The 25,402-nt window shown below is 54.2% G+C and carries 24 protein-coding genes; 9 read left to right on the plus strand and 15 right to left on the minus strand.

The window, feature by feature from the left end; translation table 11 throughout:
• Positions 1-13 precede the first annotated feature (13 nt).
• The 4 genes from HCH_RS17515 to HCH_RS17530 all read right to left on the minus strand — a co-directional run bounded on the left by HCH_RS17515 (position 14) and on the right by HCH_RS17530 (position 3,897).
• Positions 14-1,873 (minus strand): carbohydrate-binding protein, encoded by a 1,860-nt coding sequence (locus tag HCH_RS17515; protein WP_011397703.1) that lies wholly within the window; start codon positions 1,871-1,873, stop codon positions 14-16.
• A gap of 320 nt (positions 1,874-2,193) precedes the next feature.
• Positions 2,194-2,469, minus strand: a complete 276-nt coding sequence (locus HCH_RS17520; RefSeq protein ID WP_011397705.1) for a hypothetical protein — start codon at positions 2,467-2,469, stop codon at positions 2,194-2,196.
• A 123-nt stretch (positions 2,470-2,592) separates the two neighbouring features.
• Positions 2,593-2,913, minus strand: a complete 321-nt coding sequence (locus tag HCH_RS17525) for a hypothetical protein (protein ID WP_011397706.1) — start codon at positions 2,911-2,913, stop codon at positions 2,593-2,595.
• 102 nt (positions 2,914-3,015) lie between these two features.
• The gene (locus HCH_RS17530; RefSeq protein WP_158304970.1) at positions 3,016-3,897 is read right to left on the minus strand and encodes a S1/P1 nuclease; all 882 of its coding nucleotides are present in this window, start codon (positions 3,895-3,897) and stop codon (positions 3,016-3,018) included.
• 89 nt (positions 3,898-3,986) lie between these two features.
• Between HCH_RS17530 and HCH_RS17535 the strand changes: the two genes are divergently transcribed.
• From HCH_RS17535 to HCH_RS17555, 5 genes are all read left to right on the plus strand, one after another.
• Positions 3,987-4,214: a hypothetical protein gene (locus HCH_RS17535; RefSeq protein ID WP_148212605.1), complete on the plus strand. Its 228-nt coding sequence runs from the start codon at positions 3,987-3,989 to the stop codon at positions 4,212-4,214.
• Positions 4,215-4,377: 163 nt separating this feature from the next.
• A complete protein-coding gene (locus HCH_RS17540; protein WP_238384909.1) occupies positions 4,378-5,460 on the plus strand; it encodes a hypothetical protein in 1,083 nt (360 codons plus the stop codon).
• A 165-nt stretch (positions 5,461-5,625) separates the two neighbouring features.
• The gene (locus tag HCH_RS17545; RefSeq protein ID WP_011397710.1) at positions 5,626-7,878 is read left to right on the plus strand and encodes a TonB-dependent receptor plug domain-containing protein; all 2,253 of its coding nucleotides are present in this window, start codon (positions 5,626-5,628) and stop codon (positions 7,876-7,878) included.
• Between the two features lie 14 nt (positions 7,879-7,892).
• Positions 7,893-8,840 (plus strand): ABC transporter periplasmic protein, encoded by a 948-nt coding sequence (locus HCH_RS32485; RefSeq protein WP_011397711.1) that lies wholly within the window; start codon positions 7,893-7,895, stop codon positions 8,838-8,840.
• Entirely contained in the window at positions 8,837-10,816 is a 1,980-nt protein-coding gene (locus HCH_RS17555; protein ID WP_011397712.1) for an ATP-binding protein, read from the plus strand. The genes HCH_RS32485 and HCH_RS17555 overlap by 4 nt, the downstream gene beginning before the upstream one ends.
• Positions 10,817-10,839: 23 nt before the next feature.
• On the opposite strand, the gene gorA is transcribed toward HCH_RS17555, so the two are convergent.
• The 11 genes from gorA to gspE all read right to left on the minus strand — a co-directional run bounded on the left by gorA (position 10,840) and on the right by gspE (position 21,344).
• Positions 10,840-12,186: a glutathione-disulfide reductase gene (gorA, locus tag HCH_RS17560; RefSeq protein WP_011397713.1), complete on the minus strand. Its 1,347-nt coding sequence runs from the start codon at positions 12,184-12,186 to the stop codon at positions 10,840-10,842.
• Between the two features lie 58 nt (positions 12,187-12,244).
• A complete protein-coding gene (locus HCH_RS17565) occupies positions 12,245-12,871 on the minus strand; it encodes a GNAT family N-acetyltransferase (RefSeq protein WP_011397714.1) in 627 nt (208 codons plus the stop codon).
• A gap of 379 nt (positions 12,872-13,250) precedes the next feature.
• Positions 13,251-13,766 carry a type II secretion system protein GspM gene (gspM, locus tag HCH_RS17570; RefSeq protein WP_238384910.1) on the minus strand — a complete coding sequence of 172 codons (516 nt, stop codon included), beginning with the start codon at positions 13,764-13,766 and terminating at the stop codon, positions 13,251-13,253.
• A 12-nt stretch (positions 13,767-13,778) separates the two neighbouring features.
• Positions 13,779-15,068, minus strand: a complete 1,290-nt coding sequence (gspL, locus tag HCH_RS17575; protein ID WP_011397717.1) for a type II secretion system protein GspL — start codon at positions 15,066-15,068, stop codon at positions 13,779-13,781.
• Positions 15,069-15,134: 66 nt separating this feature from the next.
• Complete coding sequence (gene gspK, locus HCH_RS17580; protein ID WP_238384911.1) at positions 15,135-16,262, minus strand: type II secretion system minor pseudopilin GspK; 1,128 nt, start codon at positions 16,260-16,262, stop codon at positions 15,135-15,137.
• Positions 16,165-16,989: a type II secretion system minor pseudopilin GspJ gene (gene gspJ, locus HCH_RS17585; RefSeq protein ID WP_011397719.1), complete on the minus strand. Its 825-nt coding sequence runs from the start codon at positions 16,987-16,989 to the stop codon at positions 16,165-16,167. The genes gspK and gspJ overlap by 98 nt, the downstream gene beginning before the upstream one ends.
• Positions 16,989-17,393 (minus strand): type II secretion system minor pseudopilin GspI, encoded by a 405-nt coding sequence (gene gspI / locus HCH_RS17590; protein WP_041599679.1) that lies wholly within the window; start codon positions 17,391-17,393, stop codon positions 16,989-16,991. The genes gspJ and gspI overlap by 1 nt, the downstream gene beginning before the upstream one ends.
• Complete coding sequence (gspH, locus tag HCH_RS17595; RefSeq protein ID WP_011397721.1) at positions 17,386-17,940, minus strand: type II secretion system minor pseudopilin GspH; 555 nt, start codon at positions 17,938-17,940, stop codon at positions 17,386-17,388. The genes gspI and gspH overlap by 8 nt, the downstream gene beginning before the upstream one ends.
• Before the next feature lie 45 nt (positions 17,941-17,985).
• Complete coding sequence (gspG, locus tag HCH_RS17600) at positions 17,986-18,435, minus strand: type II secretion system major pseudopilin GspG (RefSeq protein ID WP_011397722.1); 450 nt, start codon at positions 18,433-18,435, stop codon at positions 17,986-17,988.
• Between the two features lie 41 nt (positions 18,436-18,476).
• On the minus strand, positions 18,477-19,703 hold the full coding sequence (gspF, locus tag HCH_RS17605; protein WP_011397723.1) for a type II secretion system inner membrane protein GspF: 1,227 nt from the start codon (positions 19,701-19,703) through the stop codon (positions 18,477-18,479).
• A gap of 84 nt (positions 19,704-19,787) precedes the next feature.
• A complete protein-coding gene (gene gspE, locus HCH_RS17610) occupies positions 19,788-21,344 on the minus strand; it encodes a type II secretion system ATPase GspE (RefSeq protein ID WP_011397724.1) in 1,557 nt (518 codons plus the stop codon).
• Positions 21,345-21,651: 307 nt separating this feature from the next.
• Between gspE and HCH_RS32490 the strand changes: the two genes are divergently transcribed.
• The 4 genes from HCH_RS32490 to HCH_RS17630 all read left to right on the plus strand — a co-directional run bounded on the left by HCH_RS32490 (position 21,652) and on the right by HCH_RS17630 (position 25,401).
• On the plus strand, positions 21,652-22,527 hold the full coding sequence (locus tag HCH_RS32490; RefSeq protein ID WP_011397725.1) for a type II secretion system protein N: 876 nt from the start codon (positions 21,652-21,654) through the stop codon (positions 22,525-22,527).
• Positions 22,528-22,831: 304 nt separating this feature from the next.
• Entirely contained in the window at positions 22,832-23,497 is a 666-nt protein-coding gene (locus tag HCH_RS17620) for a transglutaminase-like cysteine peptidase (protein WP_011397726.1), read from the plus strand.
• Positions 23,498-23,754: 257 nt separating this feature from the next.
• Complete coding sequence (locus HCH_RS17625) at positions 23,755-24,138, plus strand: MerR family transcriptional regulator (protein WP_011397728.1); 384 nt, start codon at positions 23,755-23,757, stop codon at positions 24,136-24,138.
• Between the two features lie 93 nt (positions 24,139-24,231).
• Positions 24,232-25,401: an isovaleryl-CoA dehydrogenase gene (locus tag HCH_RS17630; protein WP_011397730.1), complete on the plus strand. Its 1,170-nt coding sequence runs from the start codon at positions 24,232-24,234 to the stop codon at positions 25,399-25,401.
• Position 25,402: the final 1 nt, after the last annotated feature.

Here is a 25,402-nt window from a genome sequence, read left to right on the forward strand (position 1 = left end):
AGGCGGACTTCCCTTATTTTTGTCCTTTAGTGATCTTGAACCAGTTCAGGTTCCAGCCGCCAGCGGGCGCATAAATGCCAAAGCGCTGCTTACCGGCTTCGAGGGTGACCTGATGCTTGATGGTTTTCCAGGTTTGCCAGCCGCCTGTGTTCGGCACATCCACGCTGCCATACACGATATCTCCACCTGCTTTCTCAAACTGCATCACGCCGCCGCCATACAGGCTCGCCACACGATACTCCACGGTATAAACGCCGCTTTCCGGAATATCGACCTCCGGGTAGGACATCCAGTCATTGGCGTCGATGTACCCGACGTTTTTACCGCCGCCTGCGTCACTGGTGTTTTCCAGCTCCACGCCGCTCATCACCAGGTACTCTTCCGCCTGCACGGTAATGGCGTTCGGCGCCGGTCCGCCTTTCTGGGTGACGTCAAACCAGTTCAGATTGAAACCGCCTGACACTGCCGCCAAGCCGATGCGTTGCTCTCCTGCGCTCAACTGAATGTCGTGTGAAATCGTTTTCCAGTTTTGCCAGCCGCCCGTGGATGGAATCTCTACAGAACCATACACAGGCGAACCACCGGCTTTCTCTGCCTGTATTATGCCGCCGCCGTTCAGACTCGCCACCCGATAGGAAAGAGTGTAGACCCCGTTGCTGGGCACGTTAATCTTATAAGTCATCCAGTCACCGGAGTCGATGTAGCCAAGATTCTGACCGCCGCCGGCGTCAGAGGTATTCTCTTTCTCGACGCCTTCCATTTCACAGTAGTTTTCCGCCTGCACCTTGCCGGGCGCGGAGACTGATCCGCAGTCCGGACCAGGACCGGGGTCATCGCCGCCAGGAATGGGGTCGGAGCTTTGGATAATGGATTTCACCAGTTTACCGGAAGGCGTCAGGTTTCCATCATTCCAACCACCGGTTCCACTAGCCCCAGGCCAGAACGTTGAGGCGCCTTCGGCTTTATCATTCAGCGCCCAGTTGGCGTGGCTGATGCCGTGGTTGCGCATGAAGTCGACCCAGGCCCAGGTTTCACTTTCATTAACCGCGCCATCGCCGCTGGCGTCTACGGTTCCCCACTCCGTCACGAAAAGTGCGATGCCGTTGTTCATGGCGTTTTGCGCTTTGTCGCGCAGCCACTGCTTATGCGTGCCGGCGTAAAAATGCAGCGTATAGGCGATATTGTTCTTGCGGATAGGGTCCCAGGAGGCTTCCTCCACTTCCTGCGACCATTGGCGAGTCCCGACAATGATCAGGTTATCTGGATCAACTTGGCGGATAGCGTCAATCACCGCCTCGGCGTAGGGCTTGATAACGCCGCTCCAGGACACATCCAGCGGCTCGTTATAGACTTCGTAAATAACATTGTTTTTATCGCCGTAGCGGCGCGCCATGTCCTGGAAAAACTCGATGGCTTCGTTCTTGTACTGATGAGCATGGTGGGAGTGCCAGTCGATGATGACGTACATATCATTGGCGATGGCGGCGTCCACCACGGAGATGACTTTATTACGGTTGCCTTCCCGGTCCTGTAAATATCCGCCGCCTTCATCCACCCCCATGGCGGCCCGCACAATGCTGGACTTCCAGTCGTTTTTGATGGCCCCTACCGCGCCGGAATTATAAAAGCGCTCCCCTCCCCAGCCGTTGTTGCTCCAAAACAGGCTGTTGCCTCCCAGACTGACTTGCTGACCGCCACTGACGACTTTATTGCCCTGCACCGATAACGGCGGCACAGCGTGGGCCAAGGTCGCGCAGCCAAACAATAAACCAAATATGAAAACGTTTTCATATCGGCGCCAATTTTTCCCATGACGTTTTTTCAATGCGCCCTCCAATAGTCTGGAAAGCCTTCTTTCTGATCTCTTGCTCATAGTGTTTTCCTGGATTCTTGTTGCTGTGGGCCAGAGCCGGCATGCAGGACCCGCCTCCGATCTCCCTGACGCCTTCCCGAAACACATCCTTTTTCTGAAGACGCTGAGGGATTTTTAAGCGAATGCGACGACGGGGTCAATCCCCCAATTTGCTTATCGTTTTCATCCGAATGGCGGGCGACGCCATATTCAGGCATACAGCAGGCAAATAAGACTTTGTTTCAGGCGTACTTGCCGCAGCTCAGATATACGCCAGACGAAGGGTGAAAAACGAACGCCGGCGTCAGGGCGTTCGTGAGGGGAGAGAAGAGAGTGGTAAATCAGGCGTTGAGGCTTTTAAACAGTCGACGCGCTTCGGTGTAGGCGGAACCCTGGCCGTCCACCAGCACCTTGTCCGAGCGCAGCAGGGTCAAAACCTGCTCCGGTATATTGTCCTGCCCTATTTCCGCAATCAGGTTATCGATTGCTTTTCTGAATCCGTCGCGCACTTGCGCCGCCTTTTCCGGCGAGGCGTCCGTCCAGTGTATTCCCTTATCGTTATACATCGCCATTGATCCTAACAGACCGATGATTTTTTCCTGTTCTTCAATATTCATCAAACAAATCCTGGTGTCGTACTATTTAAAAAAAAACCTGAACTACGATAAGCGTCCGTCGCCGGAAATCTCCGTAACAATTCTCGGAAGAACGGCATTGCAGAGGAGATAAACGGACGGCTTTCATTCGTGGTCGGGCACAATATGCACTATGCTCTCTTCCTGCAAGACACCCAACACAGTTTCCGCTAAAAAACGGGCCCTCAGTTTGGTGATTTCTTTCAAAAGCGGCTCTTGCAGCGCCTGATCGATTCCCTTCACTTCCGTCGCGGCGGTTTTGACGTAAACCTCCGCCAGACTTTTCAACGCGGCAAGATGTGGTTTGATACGTGGATCGGTGAGGCTCAATTCCAGACCGTGAGCCTCATTGATCTCATGGAAGAAATAGCGCAGGACGTCTTCCGGAGAAATATTGTCCTTGCGAAAGCTGATTACTACCCCCATCGATACATCTCCTTACGGGTTTCGCCGTTGCTCGCCTCCATTCTATGCAGATTCGCAAGCAGCTGGGAACCATGCTGACCGGTTGCGTCCTCGTCTTTTGGTCTAATCCGCCTGCGTCTGGTCCTGATTTGACGCCAGCAGTTGATTTAGAACTGCGCCTAAGCGTACGCCCGCCTGATAGAGGCGCATTTCAGCAACAGGGTATTCCCGCGCCAGATCTTTTTTACTCCATTCAGAGCCTTGCGGCGGCAGCGATTCATAGACTTTTCGGGTGATTGCGAGCGACTCATTCGCCCAGGCTTCCGCTTCCTGCAAGGATAATGCAGTGACCGTCTCTCCGCGGTGCTTACCACGCACTTTTTTGCCCGCCTTGCGCCAGTCCCGGGGCAAGCCCGACTCGGGGATATTCACATCCCACAAGCGGTGTAAATTAGTCTCTTCGCCGGCGACTTTATAGACGACCTTGTTGCCGCCACGGTCATCCGCATAGGACACATGCAAGGGCTGGTGAATATCGCCAATAAAGTGTCCGATAAACATCAACGCCTGCGCAGGAGTGGCCTGATAACCTTGGCGCGGCTCGCCCTTCAGCGCCTCCGCATAGGCATTCAGCGCAGTCAGCACGCAACCCTTGCTCTCACAGTTTTCCGCCGTCGACACACGCTTGGCGGCGCGCTCGACATTCACATAGTGATAGGAGCCTGTGTGTTTGAATTCTTTTTCAGACCTGACTTGATCCGGCCACAGGCAGGCTTCCGCGAAAGTGCGTTTACCGGCCTGCTGCAACAGTTTTTGCACCTGATCCCGCGCTACTGGAGACAACTCCTTCCAGGCGACATCGCACACCACACGGTGCCCCAACTCGCCCCATGCCCAGGCGGAGGTGGGCGAAAGCGCCAGCGCCGTCATGACGAGCATCGCCCGCCAGTTAAACCCGCGACCGCCAATCAACCTCAACACGGACAGCATTTGTTCTCTTTTCATGGCTAACTTCGCATTCATAAAACTGTTCATCATCCTGTCATAAACGGCGGATTAAGATGCCGCGATTTCCGCCTGACTGTGCGTCATCTATGAAAGTGGTACATTGGACTTACATCATTCTCGCATCCGCATTGCTGATTGTTGGCGCAGTGCTTCTTCCCTTGCCGATTCCTCTGGGCCTGCCGCTGATTTTTATCGCGTTGACCGTTCTGGCGCGATATTCGCCCAAGTTCAGGGCGCGGCTGCGCAAGCTCTCGCGAAAACACGCCTTTCTGCGCCGTTTTGTACGACGAGGGAGACTTGATCACAAGCCCTGACGCTTCCATAAGTTACCGTAAAACAATACATTAGCCTAGGGTCTGTTGTTGTTTCCATATACTCGGCAAGCCAAGAATACGCTCGGCGCCGGTTGCGTATAAATTTCACTGCTGACACTATCTGGATATGCGTAGCTTTAGAATTACATCCTTCATCCGTTTTATGACATTTGTTCTGCTGGCTTCTCTGTCACCCGTAAGAAGCGCTGTCGCGGACACTCAACTGGAGCGTTGGACGGAGGCCGTCAGGCAGACGCCCTATCGGTACAGTCTCAACTTTTACCGTAATCTGAGCATCATCCGGACCTGGGTATTGCTATCCACTGGATTTTGCGAAAAACCTGACCGCCACATCCTGTTCGACAACCAGGGCGTCTTTAAAGGTTATCTCAACAACCGGGACGATGAAGCCGCCACCCAGCAAGCCATCAACCAGTTACGGAAAAAGCTGGCGGCCAAACAGAAGGAGCCCTTCTGGGCGGAAGGCTCATTAAGCGACGCCGGTTACCCTTTCGCCCTCGCCTGCGACCAACCCCACGTGGACTTGCAGGAGTCTACGGCGCGCATGATGGGACCAGACAAAGACGTATTGATCTGGGGCTCCTGGGACGGCTTGAAGGTGGGCGACAAGAATGCGCCTGTGCCGCTATATAAAGCTTTCATCGACATTTATGAAACCCGCAAAGCCCAGGGACGCTATAGTTTTCCCGACTCCATCATGAAGGAGATCCTTGGTCAGGTGTTGATCGAAAGCGGCGGTTTGAAAAACAGCCGCTCCGTCGCTAACGCCAACGGCATCATGCAATTGCGCACCACCGTTCTGAAGGATTGCGGCATACCCAAGGAGTATTATCTGCATCGCATGGCGCAGATTGACTGCGCGTTGAAGCTGTATCAGCAGAACCATCGCAATTTGGAAGAGCCATTCAATGCTCTGTTCGGCAAGCTGCCGGAGAAAAAACGCAACGCCTTGTATGGCCTATTATTAATTCAGGCCTATCATGGCGGCGTCGGCCGTATTACACGCTTGCTGAACGATGAGGAACTCAACCAGAGCGCCCTGTATTTCAGCAGCCATCACCAAAGCTATAGTGCGGAAGATATCGCCCTGGGCATGGTGTATCACAATATGGGACGCGACCATTTCGGATTGGCTTCACTGTTTTATTTAGTGGACGTCGCCATCGCATCGGACAAACTGTGCGCGCATAAGGCGCTTAAAAACCTTAAATATTGCGCCGGCTGACTTTCTAGGGTAAAAGTCAGCTTTGTCAGCAGCGATTCCTCCTCAGCGGACACCGGGGGCGACGGAAACGCGGGGCCGGAAACGACGCCGCCCCGACTAGCAAGGAGCAAACGAATAAGAACAAGACACCGGGAAACCTCATACCACACAACTAGACGCTATCCTATGCGGTTGATAACTGTCCGAGCGACCAAAGAGCGACGCGGTCTGCCTGCGCTTGTTTTGGCTTGCGCCAGCTCACTCGCCCATGCCGTCGAAGGCCCCATACAGAGCGATATGCTCGCGGCGACCGACATATCCATGACGGACTGGCAATCCGGCGATATCCCGGTGGTGCTCACGCCAGCCCGACTCAAGCAGCCTCGCTCGGAGACCCCCGCTACCGTGACGGTACTGGACGCTGAGTTACTGCATCGGCTTGGCGTACGCAATCTGCACGACGCCTTCAGGTTGGTTCCCGGCATGACCGTCGGTTCCGTATCCTCCAATCTTCCCTCCGTCAGCTACCATGGCACCAACGCCAACGAGCAGCGCCGCCTGCAGGTGCTGGTGGATGGGCGATCCGTTTACAATCCGAATCTGGCGGATGTGGACTGGCTCAATATTCCTGTCGCCCTGGAAGACATCGCGCGCATTGAAATCACCCGCGGTCCCAACGCCGCCGCTTACGGCGCCAACTCGTTCCTGGCTATCGTCAATATCATCACCAAACATCCCTATGACACTCACGGAACTTCCCTCACATACTGGGACGGCGGCAATGGTTACAATCGCTACCACGCCAGTTACGGCGGTGGCGGCGAAAATCTTAACTACCGCATTTCCGTAAACGGCAAACAGGACGATGGCTTTGATCGCCGCGCCAATGACGAGCCTTTTGTGGACAGTTACGACCTGGACGGATTTAACTTTTCCGCCAATATGCAACTGGGGTCCCGAGACACCCTGCAAGTACAAGCAGGCCTACTGAATGGCGATCATCAATATCATCCGGATGCCGGCGACGGCCAGACCAGCATCCCCGAATCCGACGAACGCGACCGTTTCGCCTCCGTGAACTGGCGGCGGGAAGTTAACGCCAATCACTTTTTTCAGGTTCAGGCTTACGCCCATCGACGCATTCGTCGACAGGACTGGACCAACTGCAATCATCCCATTCTGTTCAGTGACAATCTGTCCGCCCTATATGCGGCTAATCAACGCTTCGGCTCCATTCTGATCGGCGCCAACGGCGCAACCCTGTCTGAGATCTACGCCAACATTGTCTCCGGATCGGGCTCAGGGCTTGGCTCTGCGGAAGATGACGCTATCGCCCGCGCGCTGATTGAAGAAATGTCCGCCAGCGATCCCGACGCCACGGTCTGTGGCCGTATTAACCTGGACATCGCCGAAACCCGTCAGGATATCGAACTCCAGGACACTTACACTTTTACCGATGAAGTCAGGCTGGTGTCCGGTTTAAGTTTCCGTAAAGACAGTTTTTATTCGGAGACCTATTTCAACGGCGGCGACGATAACTATTTGCAGCGCGCGTTTTTCAATCTGGAGTACCGCCCTCAGCCGGACCTGGGTTTTAACCTGGGAGGCATGGCTGAGCATGACCAGGCCAATGGCGCCTATTTTTCTCCCCGCGGCGCCATGTTCTATCACCTGACGCCCAATCAGACGCTGCGTCTGGTAATATCCCACGCGGTGCGCACCCCGGACACCTATGAACAGTCCGTCGCCTGGAGCTTTGTCGCCAGAGATCTAGACCCGCCAGTGGACGGAGAGACTGAGGCTCGCAGCTTTCTGATCCGCTCGCCTGGAGAGTTGGATAACGAAAAAATCGTCTCCCGTGAAATCGGCTACTATCTCAACTACCCGGAATGGGGGCTGGAAGCGGATATCAAGGTGTTTCACGATACTATGTGGGACTTGATCAGCGCGCCATTGCAGTATTTTTCCTTCGAGCCGGAAAACAATCTCAAGATCAAGCAAACCGGCTTCGAAGTCGAAACCACCTACTCTCCTTCCTTGCGCGACACCCTCAGAGCGACCTACGCTTATTTGGATCAGGATGAGGAATACACCGGCTCCGTGACGGACTTTTACACCGCCTACACCAGTTTCGACGTCAGTCGTTTGTTCCAGATCGAGTCTCGTATGTCCGCGCGCCACAGTGGCAGTTTCGCCTGGCTGCGACGGATCAACGACCGATTCGATGCGGCGACGGCCTATTATCTGGCGGACACCATTGGCGACTACGTTTACGAGCGCGCCGATCTCATCATCAGCTATCACCGCCGCCTGGGTCGCGGCCAAATGGCGCTGTCCGCCAAACTGGAGCATTACCTGAACGATGACCCGATCATGTACCGCGATAACGTCCTGGACGACCGCACCCATCTGTTTTTGTCCGCGAACCTGAAGTTTTGAGGCGGGGACCAGGGATGGCCGGTATTATCTCATCGTTAGCTCTCTCTCTCGCCGCTTCCTGGCGTTACGCAACCTGGGGCGCTTTGATGCTGGCGCTTTCTCTTTCCGCCGCCGCAAGCGCGCAGGAATCCAGTCTGAAAGTGTATGTGGCGGGACCGGAGAGAACCCCGATCGCGGCCAAATTCCTGGAGGAGTTCAAAGCATTGTCTCCCGCCCCCTGGCGCGCAGAGTTCATCAGTGACGCCAATATCCGTTTTTCCACCTTGGAGAAAAACGCCGTCATTCTGGCGTTGGGCGAACGGGCCTTGCAGCAAAGCCTGGCGGGGGCCAAGGGACAACTGGTGGTCAGTCTGTTCGTCAGCCGCAGTGAGTACCAGAGATTAACCCGGGAGTATCCCGACGCCGCGCCTCACACAGCGATCTTCCTGGATGCGCCGCTGCAGCGGCAGGCGCGGCTGGCGGGATTGATACTGCCCAGCGTCCAGACTGCGGGGGTGCTCAGCGCCCAGCCATTGACTGAACTCCCCGCCACGCCAGTAGCTGGACAGCTTCTCAGCAATTATCCCTTATCCCAATATGAGAGCGCGCAGCGCATGCTCAGCGCCGCACTGGACAATACGGACTATCTGCTGGGCATTCTGGATACAGACGTGTTCAACGGCGCCCAGATCAAGCATATTTTGCTTACCGCGTACCGTCACAACCGCTTTTTAATTGGCCCTTCTCTCGCTTTCGTCAAAGCGGGGGCGCTCGCCACCACCTATTCAACCAGCGCCGACTTCGCCCGTCAGACGACGGAAATAGTCCAGCGCTATCTTACTGACCAAAAGCCAGCTCCGGCGGAGTATCCCCGCTACTTTTCCGTCGCCGTCAACATCCAGGTGGCGCGCTCGCTGAATTTAATCATTCCCGATGCCTACGAGTTGCAGCATCGCCTGGAAATGTCAGAGGCCGAACAATGAAACGCGGTTTTCAAGACTGGAGCGTTTACAAAAAGTCCTTGCTGCTCGGCCTGTTGCCCAGCGGCTTGATGTTTGCGTGTCTGGTATTTTTCTTCACTACGGTAAGACTTAGCGAGGCGCGCACCGACCTGATCGCACGGGGACAACTGATCGCCGACCAGCTCGCCCCGGCAGTGGAATATGACGTCATCTCCGGCAATACCGGCGCGCTGGAGAAGCTGCTTGGCAAAGTCGCGCAGTCGCCATTGGTGCATCACATCACCATTCACGACTCCTTTGGCAACTTGATGGCGGAGATCGACGGCGCAGGCCGCAAGCTGGCCGACGCGGACGAAACGCCGATCATGCTGTCCGCGGACATTCTGCAGTCGCAGATCGAATTGGAGAACGACGCCTTCGCCAGTTTCGCCAGTGAGTTCCAGTTCACGACCGGCCCATCGCGAATCGGCAAAGTAGAAGTCGCCATTACCGAAAGCGTCATCATTGAAGGCCAGCAACGGATTGTCTACAGTTCCTTCACCGTGGCCGCCCTGCTCATGTTCCTCACCTATCTGCTGATCCGGAATATGGCCCGCTCTATCGCCAACCCCATTGAACAACTTACCGCTGGCGTGGAGTTGATCAAAAACGGCGACTACCGCACCCGGGCTCCGGATATCAGGGGGTTGGAGCTAAGCCGGTTGCGGAACAGCATCAATCAGCTCGCAGTGGCGCTGGAAAAGGCCAGCGTAGAGCAGACCGAACATCTGGGAATGATCGAAACCGCTCGAAACGAAGCGGAAAGCGCCAGCAAGGCTAAGAGCGAGTTTCTGGCCATTATGAGCCATGAACTGCGCACCCCTATGAACGGCGTACTGGGCATGTTGCAGTTATTGCAGGAAACCCAGCAGGACGAGGAGCAGAAGGAATACACCCATGTCGCCATGCGCTCCACGGAACACCTGATCGCCATCATCGATGATATTCTGGACTTCTCCAAAATCGAGCGTGGACGCCTTTCCATCGATCCCATTGAATTCAACCTGCGCGCTCTGGTGGAGGAAACGCTTAACGCCTTCCGCCCCCAAGTCGAAGAGAAAGGCCTGTTGTTGCATCAGGAGTATGAAGGCGAGCTGCAGGACGCGCTGGTCACCGCCGACCCTGCCCGCATCCGCCAGGTGCTCGCCAATCTGATCAATAACGCCATCAAGTTTACCGCGGAGGGCTACATCCGCGTGCACGCCAATTGGGAGGAAATCGGCGCCGACAAAGTCTGCTTCACCTGCGAGGTGGAGGACAGCGGCATTGGCATCGCTCCCGAACAGCAGCGACGCATGTTCAGCTCCTTCCAACAGGCGGACCAGTCCAATTCACGGCGCTATGGTGGAACCGGACTGGGTCTGGCGATAGCCAAGCGTCTGCTGGAGCTGATGGAAGGTGAAATTTTCGTTGAAAGCGAGTCAGGCAAAGGTAGTTGCTTTAAATTCGCTCTAACCCTGCACTATCGGCGTTCGCCGAACGGATCAACATGGAACGCCGCAGCGGCGGGACCGATTCCGCAGTTCCAGGGGCGCGTTTTGATCGTGGAGGACAATCAGGTCAACCAGAAAGTCACCTGCGGCATCCTCAATAAGCTGGGTATAGAGACTGAGAACGCTAACAACGGCGAAGAAGCCCTGCAAAAAGTACGCGGAGGCAAGTACGACCTGATCTTCATGGACTGTCAGATGCCGGTCATGGACGGGTATCAGGCCACCGCCAAGATCAGGCAGATGGAAACCCGCGCCGGAGTCAAACCTACCCCCATCGTTGCGTTGACGGCCAACGCTTTGGAAGGCGCCGCCGATGCATGCCGCAAAGCCGGTATGGACGACTACCTGAGCAAGCCCATCAAGAAACAACAGCTAGTGGAATGTCTGCAGACTTGGTTGGGCGATTCCGACGCGGACAACACCACGCCGGAAAACGCCGCCGCTCAGGGTAACGAAGAGCGCTAGGGAACCCGCTGGCGCAGATTCCTTTAGACAGGCTGCCGCATGGTGACGAACTCTTCCGCGCTGGAAGGATGGATGCCGATAGTGGTATCGAATATCGCCTTGGTGGCGCCCGCCCGAATCGCCACCGCCAGTCCCTGAACAATCTCAGCCGCTTCCGGGCCGACCATGTGCGCGCCAAGAACTACATCCGTATCGCCGTCCACGATCAGCTTCATCATGGTCCGTTCCTGATTACCGCTGAGGGTGTTCTTCAGTGCGCGAAAGCTGGAGCGGAAGATCTTGATGTTACTGTGATTCGCCCTCGCCTCTTCTTCAGTTGGGCCAATCGTGGCGACGCTGGGCTGTGAGAATACCGCCGTGGGGATGCGTTCATAATCCACCGCCACCGGATTCTCGCCAAACAGATAGTTAGCGACATACATACCTTCTGACAGCGCCACCGGCGTAAGCTGATAACGATCAATCACATCGCCGACGGCGAATATGCCGGGAACATTGGTCTGGTAATCGCCGTCCACCAGCACCTCGCCTTTGGAGCCCAGCTTGACGCCGCTTTCTTCCAAGCCCAGTCCGGCTGTATTCGGCGTTCTGCCCGTCGCATGAAGCGTTAACCCGACCTGCAGAGTGGCGCCGGACTTGAGCTTCACCAAATAAGGCGCGGCTTCGTCATCGGTCTTGTCGATGGCGACCACATCCTCCTCCAGATGAAGATGAATGCCTTTCTTGACGATCTCATCATGCAGAAAGTCACGAATATCGCCGTCGAATTTCTTCAACAGCCGCGGGCCGCGATAAACCAGGTGAGTCTCCACGCCGAGACCCGCGAGTATGCCCGCGAACTCCACAGCGATATAACCGCCGCCCACCACAATCGCCTTACCAGGCAAGCGCTCCAGATAAAACATGGCGTCGGAATCCAGGCTATGTTCGCAGCCTGGAAACTCCGGCGTAAAAGACTTGCTGCCGGTAGCCACCAGAATATGCCTGGTTTGCAACACGTCACCGTTAACTTCGACCTGGCCGGGTCCTTTAACGGTTCCGCGTCCGTCAATAATTTCCACGCCGGCGTTTTTGAGAAGATTCTCATATACGCCATTTAAACGATTGATTTCATTATCTTTATTCTCTACAAGCCGTCGCCAGTTGAATATCGGCGTCCCCGCCTCCCAGCCGAAGCCTTGGGCGTCATGGAAATCTTCACCATAGTGAGAAGCGTAGACAAACAGCTTTTTCGGCACACACCCCACGTTAACGCAGGTGCCGCCATAGAAACGCTCTTCGATGATGGCGACTTTCGCCCCCAACTGAGCCGCGACGCGAGCCGCCCTTACGCCTCCCGAGCCAGCTCCAATAACAACTAAATCATACATTTAAAGCGCCTTATTAAGCTTTTACGTTAGGTAAACCAATGAACCGGCGGACAGCGCGTTAGTGGCAAGGCTTGAACAACACCGTTTCGGTGACGTTGCCCAAACGCACCTCGCCGACTTTTTCATAGCCCAGCCCGAGATAAAAACGCAGGTAGCGCGCATTACCGGTATCCAGCCCTATGCCGGAGGATAACGGACTCTCCCGACAGATGCCTTCAATCACCTGCATCAGCATACGTCCGTATCCCTTACTCTGGTATTTGGGGTGCACGCCAATAAAAGGCAAGTGATGATGGGTGTCTTTCGGCAGGCAGGCGTGCACCTGCTCGTGATAATCAATGTAACGCTTGGTGGAGGATAAGCCCGCGGTCAGCATCATTCTGATGCGCCAGTTCAGTTGATCGGCGAGACTGAACCTGGCTTCCGGGCTGCCAATAAACGCGACAGCCACCAGCGTATCTTCATCCACCAGCCCTAGCGCATCCTGATCATGCGCAAAGTGCAGCTCCAATCCTTCACGGATAGTGGCGCGGACTCTTTGATCATAACCGGGGCGTGAAGAATCAAATAGATACTGAAAGGTGGGTTCATGACGGTATGCGTGAAACAGAATGGACTTTGCTTCAGACAGCGCGCTTCTGTCCAGGCGCACTAAAGCAGTGTCAGCGACGAGGTCCCCAGTCATTTTATGGTCTCCTGAGAGCTAGAAAGTATCATTATTTTTATATTTGTACTTCCAAGCGCGCTGAACAGGCGTTCTACAGGCTCAGGCCGGTTTTATACCGGCCTGACGCACCGTTACCCGCAGGGGGTCTCTTCAGGCGCTTGCCGACTGTATTACTGCTGTCGTTCCTTTTACTGCTCCAGCATTAAAAACCACTTCCCTAATCGTTTTAACGCATGCCCAAAGAGGAAAGTTCCCGCCCCTGGGCTTCGGGTTATACAACCCGCTGACGCGTCCTTGCGCCAGTCGATAAAAACAGGTCCGTATCTGAATTGCGACGAATTTTCCAGATAGCGTCAGCGGCTGATGAAAACAGCCGCATCCACTGATAATAAAGGGATTAAATGCTTAAGGAAAGCCTGGAGCTGACAACTCCGGGCGCATCGGCTTTGTCCACGGTAATCTGCTCAACCGCGACGCCATAGTTCTTCTCCAGCTCGCCCAACCACAGCATCAACTGGTTGAACGAAACTTTATCCAGCCACACATTAACCTTATCTTCGCCGCGTGGTTCGAAACGCTGTAACTCCAGCCCAAATTTACGCGCGCTGCTGCCAACGGTGGACAACAATGACTGGCCGCCGGAGATCGAACCGCGCCCAGAGCCGCTTTGACGGGAAGACGCGCGCGCGCGGGCTTCGTTCTCTTTCATCCAGGTTAACGACTCATGCGAAGCTTCCGCACTGTTCTTTGAACTCTCGACAAAATCCTGCACCGGCGCCCATACAAACATGTAGACACTGAACGCCGCCACGACCAGCGCCATCCACTTCAGCGCGGTCTGATCGCGCTGCGACAGGCCGTAAAACCAAGTCAAGCCTTTACCCACGGCGGGGATCTTTTTAAGTTGCTGCATGCTTCCCATTGCTTAGCTCCCCTTGATGGTAATCTTGCCGCGGACGCCGCTGGGCTCTTTGATCGCAGAGCCGATGTCCACTTGATAGCCGGACTGCACCAGCGCCTGCTTGTAACGATCCAACTGGTCCAGAGAGGGGGCTTTCACTTCCACCGCGAGCTCGCCGCGCTGGTTGCTGAATTGAAGGTTGTTGAAGCCCATATTCTGCTTGCCGGGCTGCACGGACAATTGATAGCCAGCCTCACCCAATAGTTGTAAAAAGCCTCCGCCGCCAGTGTTGCTGGCGTTACGCAGTTTGCCTTCCATCTGTCGCTTCGGGCTGCTCACGTTCTTTTCATTGGGATACAGAGAGCGGTACAGTTTGACCATTTGTTGCTCGTATTCGTCCGCCTGCTTCTGGTACATAAAGCCTTGGGTCAGATCCAGGCCGACCTGAATCGCAAACCATCCCGCCGCCACCGCCGCCACAGGCCACCACTTGCCGATGCCTGACGAGCCGCTGCTCTCTTTGATCGCATAAGGGCCCTGACAAAGATTGGCGGCATGACTGGTGTTGAAAAAAGATTCGCAAAGCAGATCAAAGGACGGTACGGAAAACGATTCTATCTGTACGATAGCGCCGTCGACGTGTTCAATTTGCGCCAGCAAAACGCCAAGGCTGTCTTTCTGATCTTCCGGCGTCAGCACGCGAATATTCCACGCCGGGGCCTCTCCCTCCTCGGATGAAGCGCGGCTACGCGCGCAAATTTCCAGATAGGGCAACAGATTTTCGTGATGGGTGCGCATACACACCAGCCCGGGCTGAAACAGCAACACTTCATCGCCGTCAAACAGCACCGTTAACGCGCCTTCTTCACCAGGGCACATTTGCGCATCCACATACATACCGTGTAACGGAAACTCCAGCGCGTTGGCGGCGTCAAACCAGCGGTCCATCCGTTCCCGACGGATGACCAGCACTGGATACTCTTCCTTGCCAATACGCTCGCCAGTCACCAGATGCATGGACTCAACATCTTCCGCAATGGCTTCTTCTATGGCGAAGGGCAACGCCTGCTGCACATAGCGCGCCTGCTTGGCGGCCACGTGGGCGACCGTGAAGGTGAAATGAGAGGCAGGCAAAACATATTGCACCCAGACATCCTGCAGGTCGTGCTGGGCCACCAACTGCATCAGTTCTTCGGCGTCGTCAGCCCTTCCGGAACCGATCCGCTCGCCCGTATAGCTGTACAACGCCCATTCCAGCGCTGTGGCGGCGGCTTGGGTGACCGGAATCGGTCTAACAAATAACTTGATGGTCATAATTCACACATTAATTATTTTCTTCCGAACAGTCCCGCGACGGAAAGCCAGAAACTGAACTCGTCCTTATTTGGGAACATACACTTCCTTGGTAATGTCTTCTTTTTTACCAAAATCCCGTCGCAAAACGCTGGTGTTACCTTCTTCAGCGTCACGATGAATTATAGATATTAACCGCGTTGTCCGTTCATTAAAAATAGCGCGCAACGTCGCCTGAAAATACTCGCTATTCACCTTGAACAGCTTCTTGGGTATGTCTTTCTTACCCGCTAACTCAGCCAGAGAAAGAAACTGATTCACATCGGCGAAATGCCCTTCTTCTTTGCGAATATCGACGATCTTATCCGCCGTCTGCTTATCCAGCCCGGGAATATACGCCATCAACACTTCCGCCGGCGCGGTGTTCACATTGAGCATGCCGGAGCTGTTGGGCAGGATCGCCACAAACTTTTTAAGCTCTTTATAAGTCGCCGCGTCCATGCCGTCGATCAGCCAAAATTCCGATATATCATTGAAATACGAGTTTGCGGCGCGATATGGCGGTTTTTTAAGCAGATAGGTTTCTTCTTCCGCCCCTTTGAGCTGATAGATCTGATCGTCCACATCTATCCAATCGACGAACTTCTCCGCCGTCACATCCGGATTGATGTCTTTCAGGGAGCTTAACAAGCGCTCAAACTGCTGCACCGCCTCTTTGTTCACGGCGCTGGCGCCGTTTTTATTGGTCACCAGACTATTGATATTGAAGCGCCCCATAAGATCGTCAATTTGGCCCTGGATGCCGACATTGGTGTCGATGGGAATCTGAATAGCATACTGTCCCCAGGGTTCATCGATGTTATCGACCTCATGGTCCACCATCTTGTTGGCTTTCTTATCTTGGGCGAAGTCTTCACGCAGAATGGTCCGGGCGTAGGTTTCCGCCGCCAGGGCGTACATCTTCGCCTGATCTTGCTCCAGAATATTGGAAGTGCGTCGGATATCCAGGTAATGAATGTTAAAGAGGCCGCCCACCAACACCATCACAAGCGCGACAATGAAGATAACGATTAGCGCCGCCATCCCGGACTGCTTGCGCAGCCCGCTATTTCCGCCGCTAACCACGACCGCTACCTGAGCCGCCGTTATTGTTGGGGTCTGGTTTATCGCCGCCGGAATTGTCGCTACCGCTTCCGCCGCCAGTGTTACCGCCACTCCCCCCGCCATTGGCGGCGTCTTTTATCTCAGCCCAGCCCGCCACTTGATAAATACGGCGGATGTTTCCGAACTTTTCATGATCCAGAGTGATCTCCAGCGCTTTGGGGACTTTCAAATAAGCGGGTTCGTTCTGGTTGGTCAGCATATCTTCAGTTGGCCACTCGTTATGCCACTGGTTATCTTTGTCCATAAACCTGAACTTCACGGATTTCACATTCGTCAGCAGACGTTGTTTTAGCGGCTCAGAGTCCTGGGCCCGGTCCATGACTTCCCAGTACTCCCGATACAACGTATTCTCTTCCAACTCATAGGAAACCCGCTGCAAATTACTGCGGCGACTGATTTCCTCTTCATCTTCCGTAATCAACTCCAGCAGATCGTTGGTGTCGCGCCAACCCGTGCGGGAAAATTCGATCAGCTTCAGCGCATTCAGATTGGTGACGGAATAAAATTCATCGCCATATTCTCCGCGCACGCTGCGGGCCACAATTTGGCCAAGATCCGCTTCCAGCACGCGCTGCGCCTTTTGAATCTCTCCTAAAGACTTGCTCTTGATTTCCAGATTTTCTTTATTACGTATCCCCTGCCCCAGAAACTGAAACGCGGCCGTGCCAATAATCGCCGTGATGGTGACGGCGATCAGCACCTCCAGCAAAGTAAATCCCTGTTCCCGGGAGCGGGCTTTCACGACACCGCGCTTTGACGACATGACTGCGGGAGACATCAGGAGTTATTACCTATAAACGAGGTGACCGAGAGAACCTGTCTTTCCGACAGGTTCGCCGTATCGGCGATCAGGACCTGAATTTCCACTTTTCTCATCTGGGGATTCGGCGTCGCGATGACTTTTTCAACGACGCGCCACGTACGGCTGGCGTACTCCACGGTTTTCTTCTTTTCGCCAACGGCGGGAAAATTTTCCGCAATGGCGAGTTCCGTATATGCATTGTCGGCGATCCAGGCGGCGAAGGTTTTTAGCTCCAACTGTTCCGTCTGCTTCACAATCTGCGTCATGCCCCGCACCAAAGCGGCGACGCTGATGGAAAAAATCAGCAAAGCCACTAGCACTTCCAGCAGCGTAAAGCCTTCTGCGCGCCGTTGCGGCGACCGTCGCAATGGTTTAAGCATCTTCATCATCCGCCGGCCCTTTCATTTCAAATCCGTTCAAGCCATCGGATTTGATGATGAACTTAATTTCTTCATTGCTTTTCAGCTTCAGTTCGATGTTGACCGGGGTATTTTCCCCACTGGACAAAAACAGGATTTGAGGGAGGAACTTCTTGTCTTTGTCGTCCTTTTTGTCTTTCTTGCCTTCGTCCTTGTTTTTCAGCTCAATCTCTTTGTTCTTTTTGTCGAAGTCCACAACCACCCACTCGGGCAGCTCTCTTTCCTTCAGAAATTCCTGTGGCAACTCGACCCAGGCCAGCGCCGTATCGTCAAATCCCATGAACCCATAGCCATGGTCATCCAAGCGCAATCCGATATCCACGTTCTGAAAGATGGCTTCGTCGGAGGTCATCTGCATGATGGCCAGAAGTTTCCTGGCCTCATTTTCCAGTTCTCTGCGCTCACGATTGCCGCTGACCACCAACGTGACCATGCCGACCATTACCGAGATAATGACCAGCACGACCAGTATTTCAATCAGCGTAAAACCTTTGTGAGCGCGCTTCATAATATCTCTATCCAAACACCGCCAAACACATAGACGGCGTACCGGTTATCTATCCCAACTGGTGATGTCAGCGTCGTAACCTTCGCCGCCTTCTTTGCCGTCGGCGCCCAACGAGTACAGGTCAAAAGCGCCATGGGTGCCGGGAGAAATGTAAACGAACTCTCTCTGCCAGCCGTCAACGGGCAGTTTGTCGATATAGCCCTCTGGGTTCCAGTTTTTTGCTTCTGGGAAACCGGACGGCTTGTTCACCAGCGCTTCAATGCCCTGCTCACTGCTGGGATAGTTGTAGTTATCCAGTTTGTACATGTTCAGAGCATTACTGATGGTTTTGATGTTCGTTTGCGTGGTCGTCACTTTCGCCTGGTCAGCGCGTCCCAATATCTTGGGCGCTACAGCAGCCACCAGCAATCCAAGGATAACCAATACAACCATGATTTCGATCAGGGTGAAGCCCTGTACGGATTTCCTGGTTTTGAATGACGCTTTAGGTTTCATTTTTTCCCTCTGTAACATTACTTCTTTTATTGATGTGTATTTTAACCAACCAGATCGCTCATGCTCAAAATCGGCAACATGATCGCCATAACGATAATCAACACCACGCCGCCCATGACCAAAAGCATCAAGGGTTCAAATAGTCCGACCATCGTTGCGATGCGGCTTTGCAGATCGTTTTCCTGGCTGCTGGCGGTCCTTTCCAGCATTTCCCCCAACTCGCCGCTGGCCTCGCCACTGGCGATCATATGAATCATCATCGGCGGAAAATAACCGGTCTGCTCCAGGCACTTGTACAGACTGCCGCCTTCCCGCACTTTTTGCGCCGCTTCGGCGACCCGTAGTTTCAACCATTGATTGCTCAACACCTCTCCAGCGATGCGCATGGCGTCAACCAACGGTACGCCGCTGCTGTTAAGAATACTGAGCGTACTGGCGAAACGAGCGGTATTGATTCCCCGCGACATCTTCGCAGTGAATGGCAGGTGCAGCAATTGCCGATGCACCTGAAGTCGAAACCCTTCTTTCTTCATCGCGTATGTGAAGGAGAAGAAGGCGATGACCAGAGCGGCCACAATAAGCAGCGCGTAGTTGGCGACAAAGTCGCTCAGCGCCAGGATCACCTGAGTTAAAGCGGGCAACGCCTGCCCTTTACTGACGAACACTTTGATGATGTCAGGCACCACGTAACCCAGCAGGAAACCAACGATGCCGAACGCCACGAAGGTGAGGATAATAGGGTAAATGGCGGCAAGCTGGATTTTCTGCCGGCTCATCTGCCGCTGCTCGGTGTAATCCGCCAAACGGTTGAGCACCAGATCCAGATGACCTGCGTGCTCCCCGGCCGCTACCGTTGAACGATAAAGTTCAGGAAACGCACTGGGAAACTCGCTAAGGCTATCCGCCAGAGAATAGCCCTCTAATACCTTCGCACGCACCGCCAGCATCATACTTCTGACTTTGGCTTTTTCACTTTGCGAAGCCACCGCGCTCAGCGTTTCCTCCACGGGGATGCCAGACTGGATCAAGGTAGCGATCTGACGGGTCAACAATGCAAGGTCAGCAGCGCCCAACCGGCTTCCGCGGGGACGAAAGCCGCCGCCTCCGCCATTTTTATTACTCTGCTTTTCAGACGCCTGGGTGACTTCCAGAGGCGTCCATCCTTTATCACGAATCTGCTGCCTGACCTGACGGGCGCTGTCCGCTTCAAGAACGCCTTTTTGCGGACGCCCCTTCTGGTCCAGGGCTTTAAAATCAAATGCTGCCATATGCGGTAATACTATGAAATTTAGACTGCCGTTCTGAAGTAAGCGCCCGCCGTCGAACCTTCTTCAATAATCGCCCTTTGCGCTTTACTCCCGGTGAGTTACCCGCACGACCTCTTCCACAGAGGTCAGGCCTTTCAATACTTTAGCTATGCCGTCCGCATGAATGCTCGGGCCCCGCTTGCGAGCGCTGGCTTCCAGTTCCATTTCGCCGGCTTGCTTATGCACCAGATGACGAAGCTCTTCATCAACCTCAATAACTTCGTAAATACCCAACCGCCCCCGATAACCAAGATGGTTACAGTCTGCACAGCCTTTCGCATGATAGATTTGCTGGGGGTTGTGCGGATCGATGCCGAGGAACTCGCATACTTCGTCGTCCGGCGTGTAGGCTTCCTTACACTGGTCGCACAATACGCGCACCAGACGCTGAGCTATAACCCCGATCAAACTGGAAGATATCAAAAAAGGCTCCACGCCCATATCCATCAAACGGGTTACAGCGCCCACCGCGCTGTTGGTGTGAAGGGTGGATAATACCAAGTGACCCGTCAAACTCGCCTGCACGGCGATTTCGGCCGTTTCCAAGTCGCGGATCTCACCGATCATCACCACGTCCGGGTCCTGACGCAGAATAGCGCGCAGACCGCGGGCAAAGGTCATATCGACTTTGGTGTTGACCTGAGTCTGGCCGATGCCAGGCAAGTTGTATTCGATAGGATCTTCGACCGTTAAAATATTGCGGCTGCGGTCGTTAATTTCAGAAAGGCCTGCGTACAAGCTGGTGGTTTTACCGGAACCGGTAGGCCCCGTCACCAGAATAATGCCGTGGGGACGATGAATCAGTTTCTTGATCAGCTTGAAGTCACGATCGGCCATGCCAAGCTTTTCAAGTTTCAGTCTGCCCGCCTGTTTATCCAGCAAACGCAGTACGATACGTTCGCCGTTGGCGGAAGGCATGGTGGACACCCGGATATCCACTTCTTTACCTGCTACGCGCAGGGAAATCCGGCCGTCCTGTGGAACTCTTTTTTCTGCGATATCCAGTCTGGACATAACCTTGATACGGGACACCAGCAGCGGCGCCAGCGCGCGCTTGGGTTTGACCATCTCTCGCAATACGCCATCCACGCGGAAGCGCACGACAAGGTCTTTTTCAAAGGTTTCTATATGAATATCCGAAGCGTTGGTTTTAACCGCTTCCGTCAGAATAGCGTTGATCAGACGAATGATGGGCGCGTCGTCTTCCTGTTCCAGCAGATCTTCCGTTTCCGGAACGGAATCCGCCAGACTGGCCAGGTCCATATCGTCACCCAAGCCTTCCACCATTTGCATGGCTTCAGTAGAGTCATTCTGATACGCCTTCGCAAGCCCATCTTCAAAGACGCCGTCTTCAATGACTTCAAAGCGGCATTTGCCTTCTACATATCGATTTACTTCCGCAAATATATGCGGCTTCAACGACTCTTTGTAATAGACAATTTGACCATGATCCTGATCAGGTTGACCGACAAACACGCCGTGACGCTTGGCGAATGAAAACGGCAAGCGGTAATAGGACCGCGGCTGATCCTCCTGATCTTCGGAATCGTCCGTCAATACTGGGATCGCGTCTTCAGTTGCTTCGAGTTGGCGCTCGTCCATATCTAACCTTTAGTCTATTGTAAACATTGTCATTCCGGCTTACGCTCAGGCCATATATGGAAGCCGGGAAGGTTTGAGAATCTACTTTATCTTTTCAAGAGATTCCAGACTACCTGGTCTCATTTCATTTATAGTTAATTATATGTAATAAAGACCATTAAATACCCGTTTTTAGTATATTTTTGAGAATTCCGGACTTTTCTTTTAGAGCTGCTACAGCAAGAATACCGGACATAGAATTACTTAACCGGGATAATGGTCGCACATAATAAAAAGCGAGCCATTAGAACACCGAGACAGATTCATCGTGAACAAAGACAAACTACTCAAATCCGCACCCTCCATTACGGCGTCGCTACTGCTGATCGCCGCTACTGCGACAGTTGGATGGCGCGGCTACCAGTTCTGGCTCGACTACAACACCACGAAGGAAATTGTAGTCAAAGCTGCGCCAGCGGCCCAGGTCAAACAGGAACGGACCGTCCAGCAACTGGCTCCACTGAACTTATTCGGTAAAAACGAGCCTGTCGCGCAGAAAAAAGAGACCGAAGACCTGCCGTCCACCAATCTGCGCCTGACCTTACGCGGCGTAGCCGCCACCAACCTTGAAAAAGGCGAGTCCGGCGGCGCACTGATTGAAGGGCCGGATCGCAATACCGATTTCTTCCGCGTGGGCGAAAACATGCCCGGCAACGCAACACTACATTCCGTCTACGCCAACCGTGTGGTTATTGACCGCCGCGGCAGCCTGGAAAACCTGTTTTTTCCCGAAGACTCCAGTTCCGGGGCCAGCATAGAAACCTACGCCAGCGTCTCCCGTGACGATTCCTCCGACTACTCCGAGCCTGCTTACGAAGAACCCGTGTACGAAGAGCCGCAGTACCAAGAGCCGGAATACCCGGAGCCTCAGTATGAAGAACCTAAATACGAGCAGCCTGACAGCGGCGGCGAGCCCGTCCCCGTCGTAGATGCTCCGCATGATGACGGCTCTCAGCAGGCGATTTCAGAACCGGCCTACCAGGAAGAACCGACTTACGCTATCGATCAGCCGCCAGAAGAGTTTTCCGAGCCCTCCAGCGACAACAGTTCTGAGCTGAGCGAAATGGACGAGCAACGTCGCCAGGAAATTCGTGATCGACTGCAAAAATTGCGCGAACAAATCCGCCAAAAGAACAACGGTTAAGCGCGCCCGATTTAAGCGCCGAAACGTCAATTTCGTTCCGGCGCCGCCTCCCCGCCTTCCTGGATTAACGATTTACAATCGTCACCTCCTCCAAATGCACTCAGCGCAACACGTTTTATTTTCCTTGTATTTAAGCCACTTAGGGCTAGTCTGAGGGTTCACCTTTCCTTACACAGCTTTACAAAACTCATCCAGTCAAATTTACGATTAATTCCTATACTTAAACTCATAAACATAACTACGACACCGGTTCATCAACTGGTATTAGCCACACCAACGACATCGACGACGGGACGCCCCACCTATGCAGTGGACAAGAAAATTGCGTGTCAAAACAGTCATTACCCTGTTTTCATGCTGGGCTCTTGTTGCGTCTGCGGCCTTCGAAATCAGCCAGCAAATTCTGACCCACGTAGAGCGCGAATATGGCGGCTCCGCCCGTGAGCGCCTGGAACGCTGGCAAAAACTGCTTAACACGCCCAAAGACATTCCCGACGAACGTAAGTTGATGATGGTAAACGCCTTCTTTAACGAAACGCAGTTCATTCCAGACATCAAACACTGGGGACAGGAAGATTATTGGGCGACGCCCGTCGAACTATTAGTCACCAACGGCGGCGACTGCGAAGACTATTCCATCGCCAAATATTTCGCCCTGCGTGAAATGGGCGTACCGGACGACAAATTACGCATTACCTACGTTAAGGCGCTGAAGCTCAACCAGGCGCATATGGTGCTCGCCTATTATCCTGACCAGGACAAAGAACCGCTGATACTGGACAACCTGATCCAGGAAATCCGCTCCGGCTCTGAGCGCGACGACCTCTACCCCATTTACAGCTTCAATGGCGACGGTCTGTGGCTGTCTAAACAACGGGGACTGGGCAAACGCGTGGGCCAGGCCAACCGCCTGGATCAGTGGAACGACCTGAACACTCGCATGCTGCAACAGCTACAGGCTCGTCTATAATCTCATATCGCTGCGCAGCCTCACTGAGCTGCGTCCGGCCTCTATGCTCTCTTCAATTTTCTTTTTCAATCAAACACTTTTCCGCTAACTCCGTGTTATTCCGCCCCAGCGCAAGCGCCATCCAACGGCTAAAGTCGACACCCTCAACATTCGCTATCCACCACTTCCATCTCCACTCCTCTCGGCGATGCATTATAACGTTGACGTAAACGTAAACTTACTGCAATAATTTTGCTCAATTCAGACAGAGAACGCCCATGACAAAAAACTACAGCATCAGTGACCTGGCGAAGGAGTTCGACGTTACCACAAGGACAATCCGATTTTATGAAGCGGAAGGGCTGCTCAGCCCGGAACGGCAGGGACAGACCCGTATCTACTCCGAAAAAGACCGCGTCTACCTCAAGCTTATCTTGCGAGGCAAACGACTCGGATTCTCCCTGGCGGAATCCAAACAAATTATCTGCATGTACGACCCGGACAGCGGCAACCGGGTGCAGTTACAACTGATGCTGAACAAAATTGCGGAAAAAAGAGACATCCTGAAGCAGCAACTTTCTGATATCCGCCTCATGCAGGAAGAACTGGATGAAGCGGAGGAGCGCTGCCGTCAGGCGCTGGCGGATTTTGGAAAAGGCTGACGACATATGCGCGCGGCCAATGCGCACAGACAATCGCCGCCGGCCTTCTTCTGACGACATTGATTCAACGTTAAAAATAACAAAGGAACCATTATGGCCAATCACTATCACTCCCTGAACTTCGGACTGGGCGAGACCCTGGATATGCTGCGCGAGCAGGTCGCAGGCTTCGCGCAGAAAGAGATCGCCCCTATCGCCGCCCAAGTGGACAAGGACAACGCGTTTCCTAACCAGTTATGGCCGCGCCTGGGCGAGATGGGCCTGCTCGGCGTCACCGTCAGCGAGGAGTTCGGCGGCGCTGAACTGGGATATCTGGCTCATGTCCTCGTCATGGAAGAAATCAGCCGCGCGTCTGCGTCCATCGCGCTCAGCTACGGCGCTCATTCCAACTTGTGCGTCAACCAGATTTACCGCAACGGCACGCCAGAACAAAGACAGAAGTATTTGCCGAAACTGATCTCCGGCGAACATATCGGCGCCCTCGCCATGAGCGAGCCCAACGCTGGCAGCGATGTGGTCAGCATGAAGCTGCAGGCGGTGAAAAAAGGCGACAAGTATGTGCTGAACGGCGCCAAAATGTGGATCACCAACGGCCCTGACGCGCACACTTACGTCATCTACGCCAAGACAGACGTTCAAGCTGGCCCCAGAGGCATCACCGCTTTCATCGTCGAACGCGACTACCCCGGCTTCTCCCGCTCCCCCAAACTCGACAAACTGGGTATGCGCGGCTCCAATACCTGTGAGCTGGTGTTCGATAACTGTGAAGTTCCAGAAGAAAATATCCTCGGCGGCCTCAACCAGGGCGTGAAAGTCCTGATGAGCGGTCTGGACTACGAGCGCGTCGTACTGGCCGCCGGCCCTATCGGCATTATGCAGGCCTGTATGGACGCAGTTGTACCTTACATCCATGAGCGCGAGCAGTTCGGTCAGCCTATTGGGCAGTTCCAGCTGATCCAGGGCAAAGTGGCGGATATGTACACCACCCTGAACGCCTGCCGCGCCTATCTTTATGCTGTCGCCGCCGCTTGTGATCGTGGAGAAACCACACGGAAGGACGCCGCCGGCGTGATTCTATACTGCGCGGAAAAAGCCACCCAAATGGCCCTCGACGCGATCCAGATCCTGGGAGGCAACGGCTACATCAACGAATTCTCCACCGGCAGACTGCTGCGCGACGCCAAGCTGTATGAGATCGGCGCCGGCACCTCTGAGATCCGCAGAATGCTGATCGGTCGCGAACTGTTCGAGGAGTCCCGGTAGC

Source organism: Hahella chejuensis KCTC 2396 (assembly GCF_000012985.1).
Taxonomy (GTDB): Bacteria; Pseudomonadota; Gammaproteobacteria; order Pseudomonadales; family Oleiphilaceae; genus Hahella; species Hahella chejuensis.

Coding starts and splice junctions, on each gene's coding strand:
- HCH_RS17515 (WP_011397703.1), bottom strand. CDS start 1,873: ATGAGCAAGAGATCAGAAAGAAGGCTTTCCAGACTATTGGAGGGCGCA.
- HCH_RS17520 (WP_011397705.1), bottom strand. CDS start 2,469: ATGAATATTGAAGAACAGGAAAAAATCATCGGTCTGTTAGGATCAATG.
- HCH_RS17525 (WP_011397706.1), bottom strand. CDS start 2,913: ATGGGGGTAGTAATCAGCTTTCGCAAGGACAATATTTCTCCGGAAGAC.
- HCH_RS17530 (WP_158304970.1), bottom strand. CDS start 3,897: ATGAAAAGAGAACAAATGCTGTCCGTGTTGAGGTTGATTGGCGGTCGC.
- HCH_RS17535 (WP_148212605.1), top strand. CDS start 3,987: ATGAAAGTGGTACATTGGACTTACATCATTCTCGCATCCGCATTGCTG.
- HCH_RS17540 (WP_238384909.1), top strand. CDS start 4,378: ATGACATTTGTTCTGCTGGCTTCTCTGTCACCCGTAAGAAGCGCTGTC.
- HCH_RS17545 (WP_011397710.1), top strand. CDS start 5,626: ATGCGGTTGATAACTGTCCGAGCGACCAAAGAGCGACGCGGTCTGCCT.
- HCH_RS32485 (WP_011397711.1), top strand. CDS start 7,893: ATGGCCGGTATTATCTCATCGTTAGCTCTCTCTCTCGCCGCTTCCTGG.
- HCH_RS17555 (WP_011397712.1), top strand. CDS start 8,837: ATGAAACGCGGTTTTCAAGACTGGAGCGTTTACAAAAAGTCCTTGCTG.
- gorA (WP_011397713.1), bottom strand. CDS start 12,186: ATGTATGATTTAGTTGTTATTGGAGCTGGCTCGGGAGGCGTAAGGGCG.
- HCH_RS17565 (WP_011397714.1), bottom strand. CDS start 12,871: ATGACTGGGGACCTCGTCGCTGACACTGCTTTAGTGCGCCTGGACAGA.
- gspM (WP_238384910.1), bottom strand. CDS start 13,766: ATGCAGCAACTTAAAAAGATCCCCGCCGTGGGTAAAGGCTTGACTTGG.
- gspL (WP_011397717.1), bottom strand. CDS start 15,068: ATGACCATCAAGTTATTTGTTAGACCGATTCCGGTCACCCAAGCCGCC.
- gspJ (WP_011397719.1), bottom strand. CDS start 16,989: ATGTCTCCCGCAGTCATGTCGTCAAAGCGCGGTGTCGTGAAAGCCCGC.
- gspI (WP_041599679.1), bottom strand. CDS start 17,393: ATGCTTAAACCATTGCGACGGTCGCCGCAACGGCGCGCAGAAGGCTTT.
- gspH (WP_011397721.1), bottom strand. CDS start 17,940: ATGAAGCGCGCTCACAAAGGTTTTACGCTGATTGAAATACTGGTCGTG.
- gspG (WP_011397722.1), bottom strand. CDS start 18,435: ATGAAACCTAAAGCGTCATTCAAAACCAGGAAATCCGTACAGGGCTTC.
- gspF (WP_011397723.1), bottom strand. CDS start 19,703: ATGGCAGCATTTGATTTTAAAGCCCTGGACCAGAAGGGGCGTCCGCAA.
- gspE (WP_011397724.1), bottom strand. CDS start 21,344: ATGGACGAGCGCCAACTCGAAGCAACTGAAGACGCGATCCCAGTATTG.
- HCH_RS17620 (WP_011397726.1), top strand. CDS start 22,832: ATGCAGTGGACAAGAAAATTGCGTGTCAAAACAGTCATTACCCTGTTT.
- HCH_RS17625 (WP_011397728.1), top strand. CDS start 23,755: ATGACAAAAAACTACAGCATCAGTGACCTGGCGAAGGAGTTCGACGTT.
- HCH_RS17630 (WP_011397730.1), top strand. CDS start 24,232: ATGGCCAATCACTATCACTCCCTGAACTTCGGACTGGGCGAGACCCTG.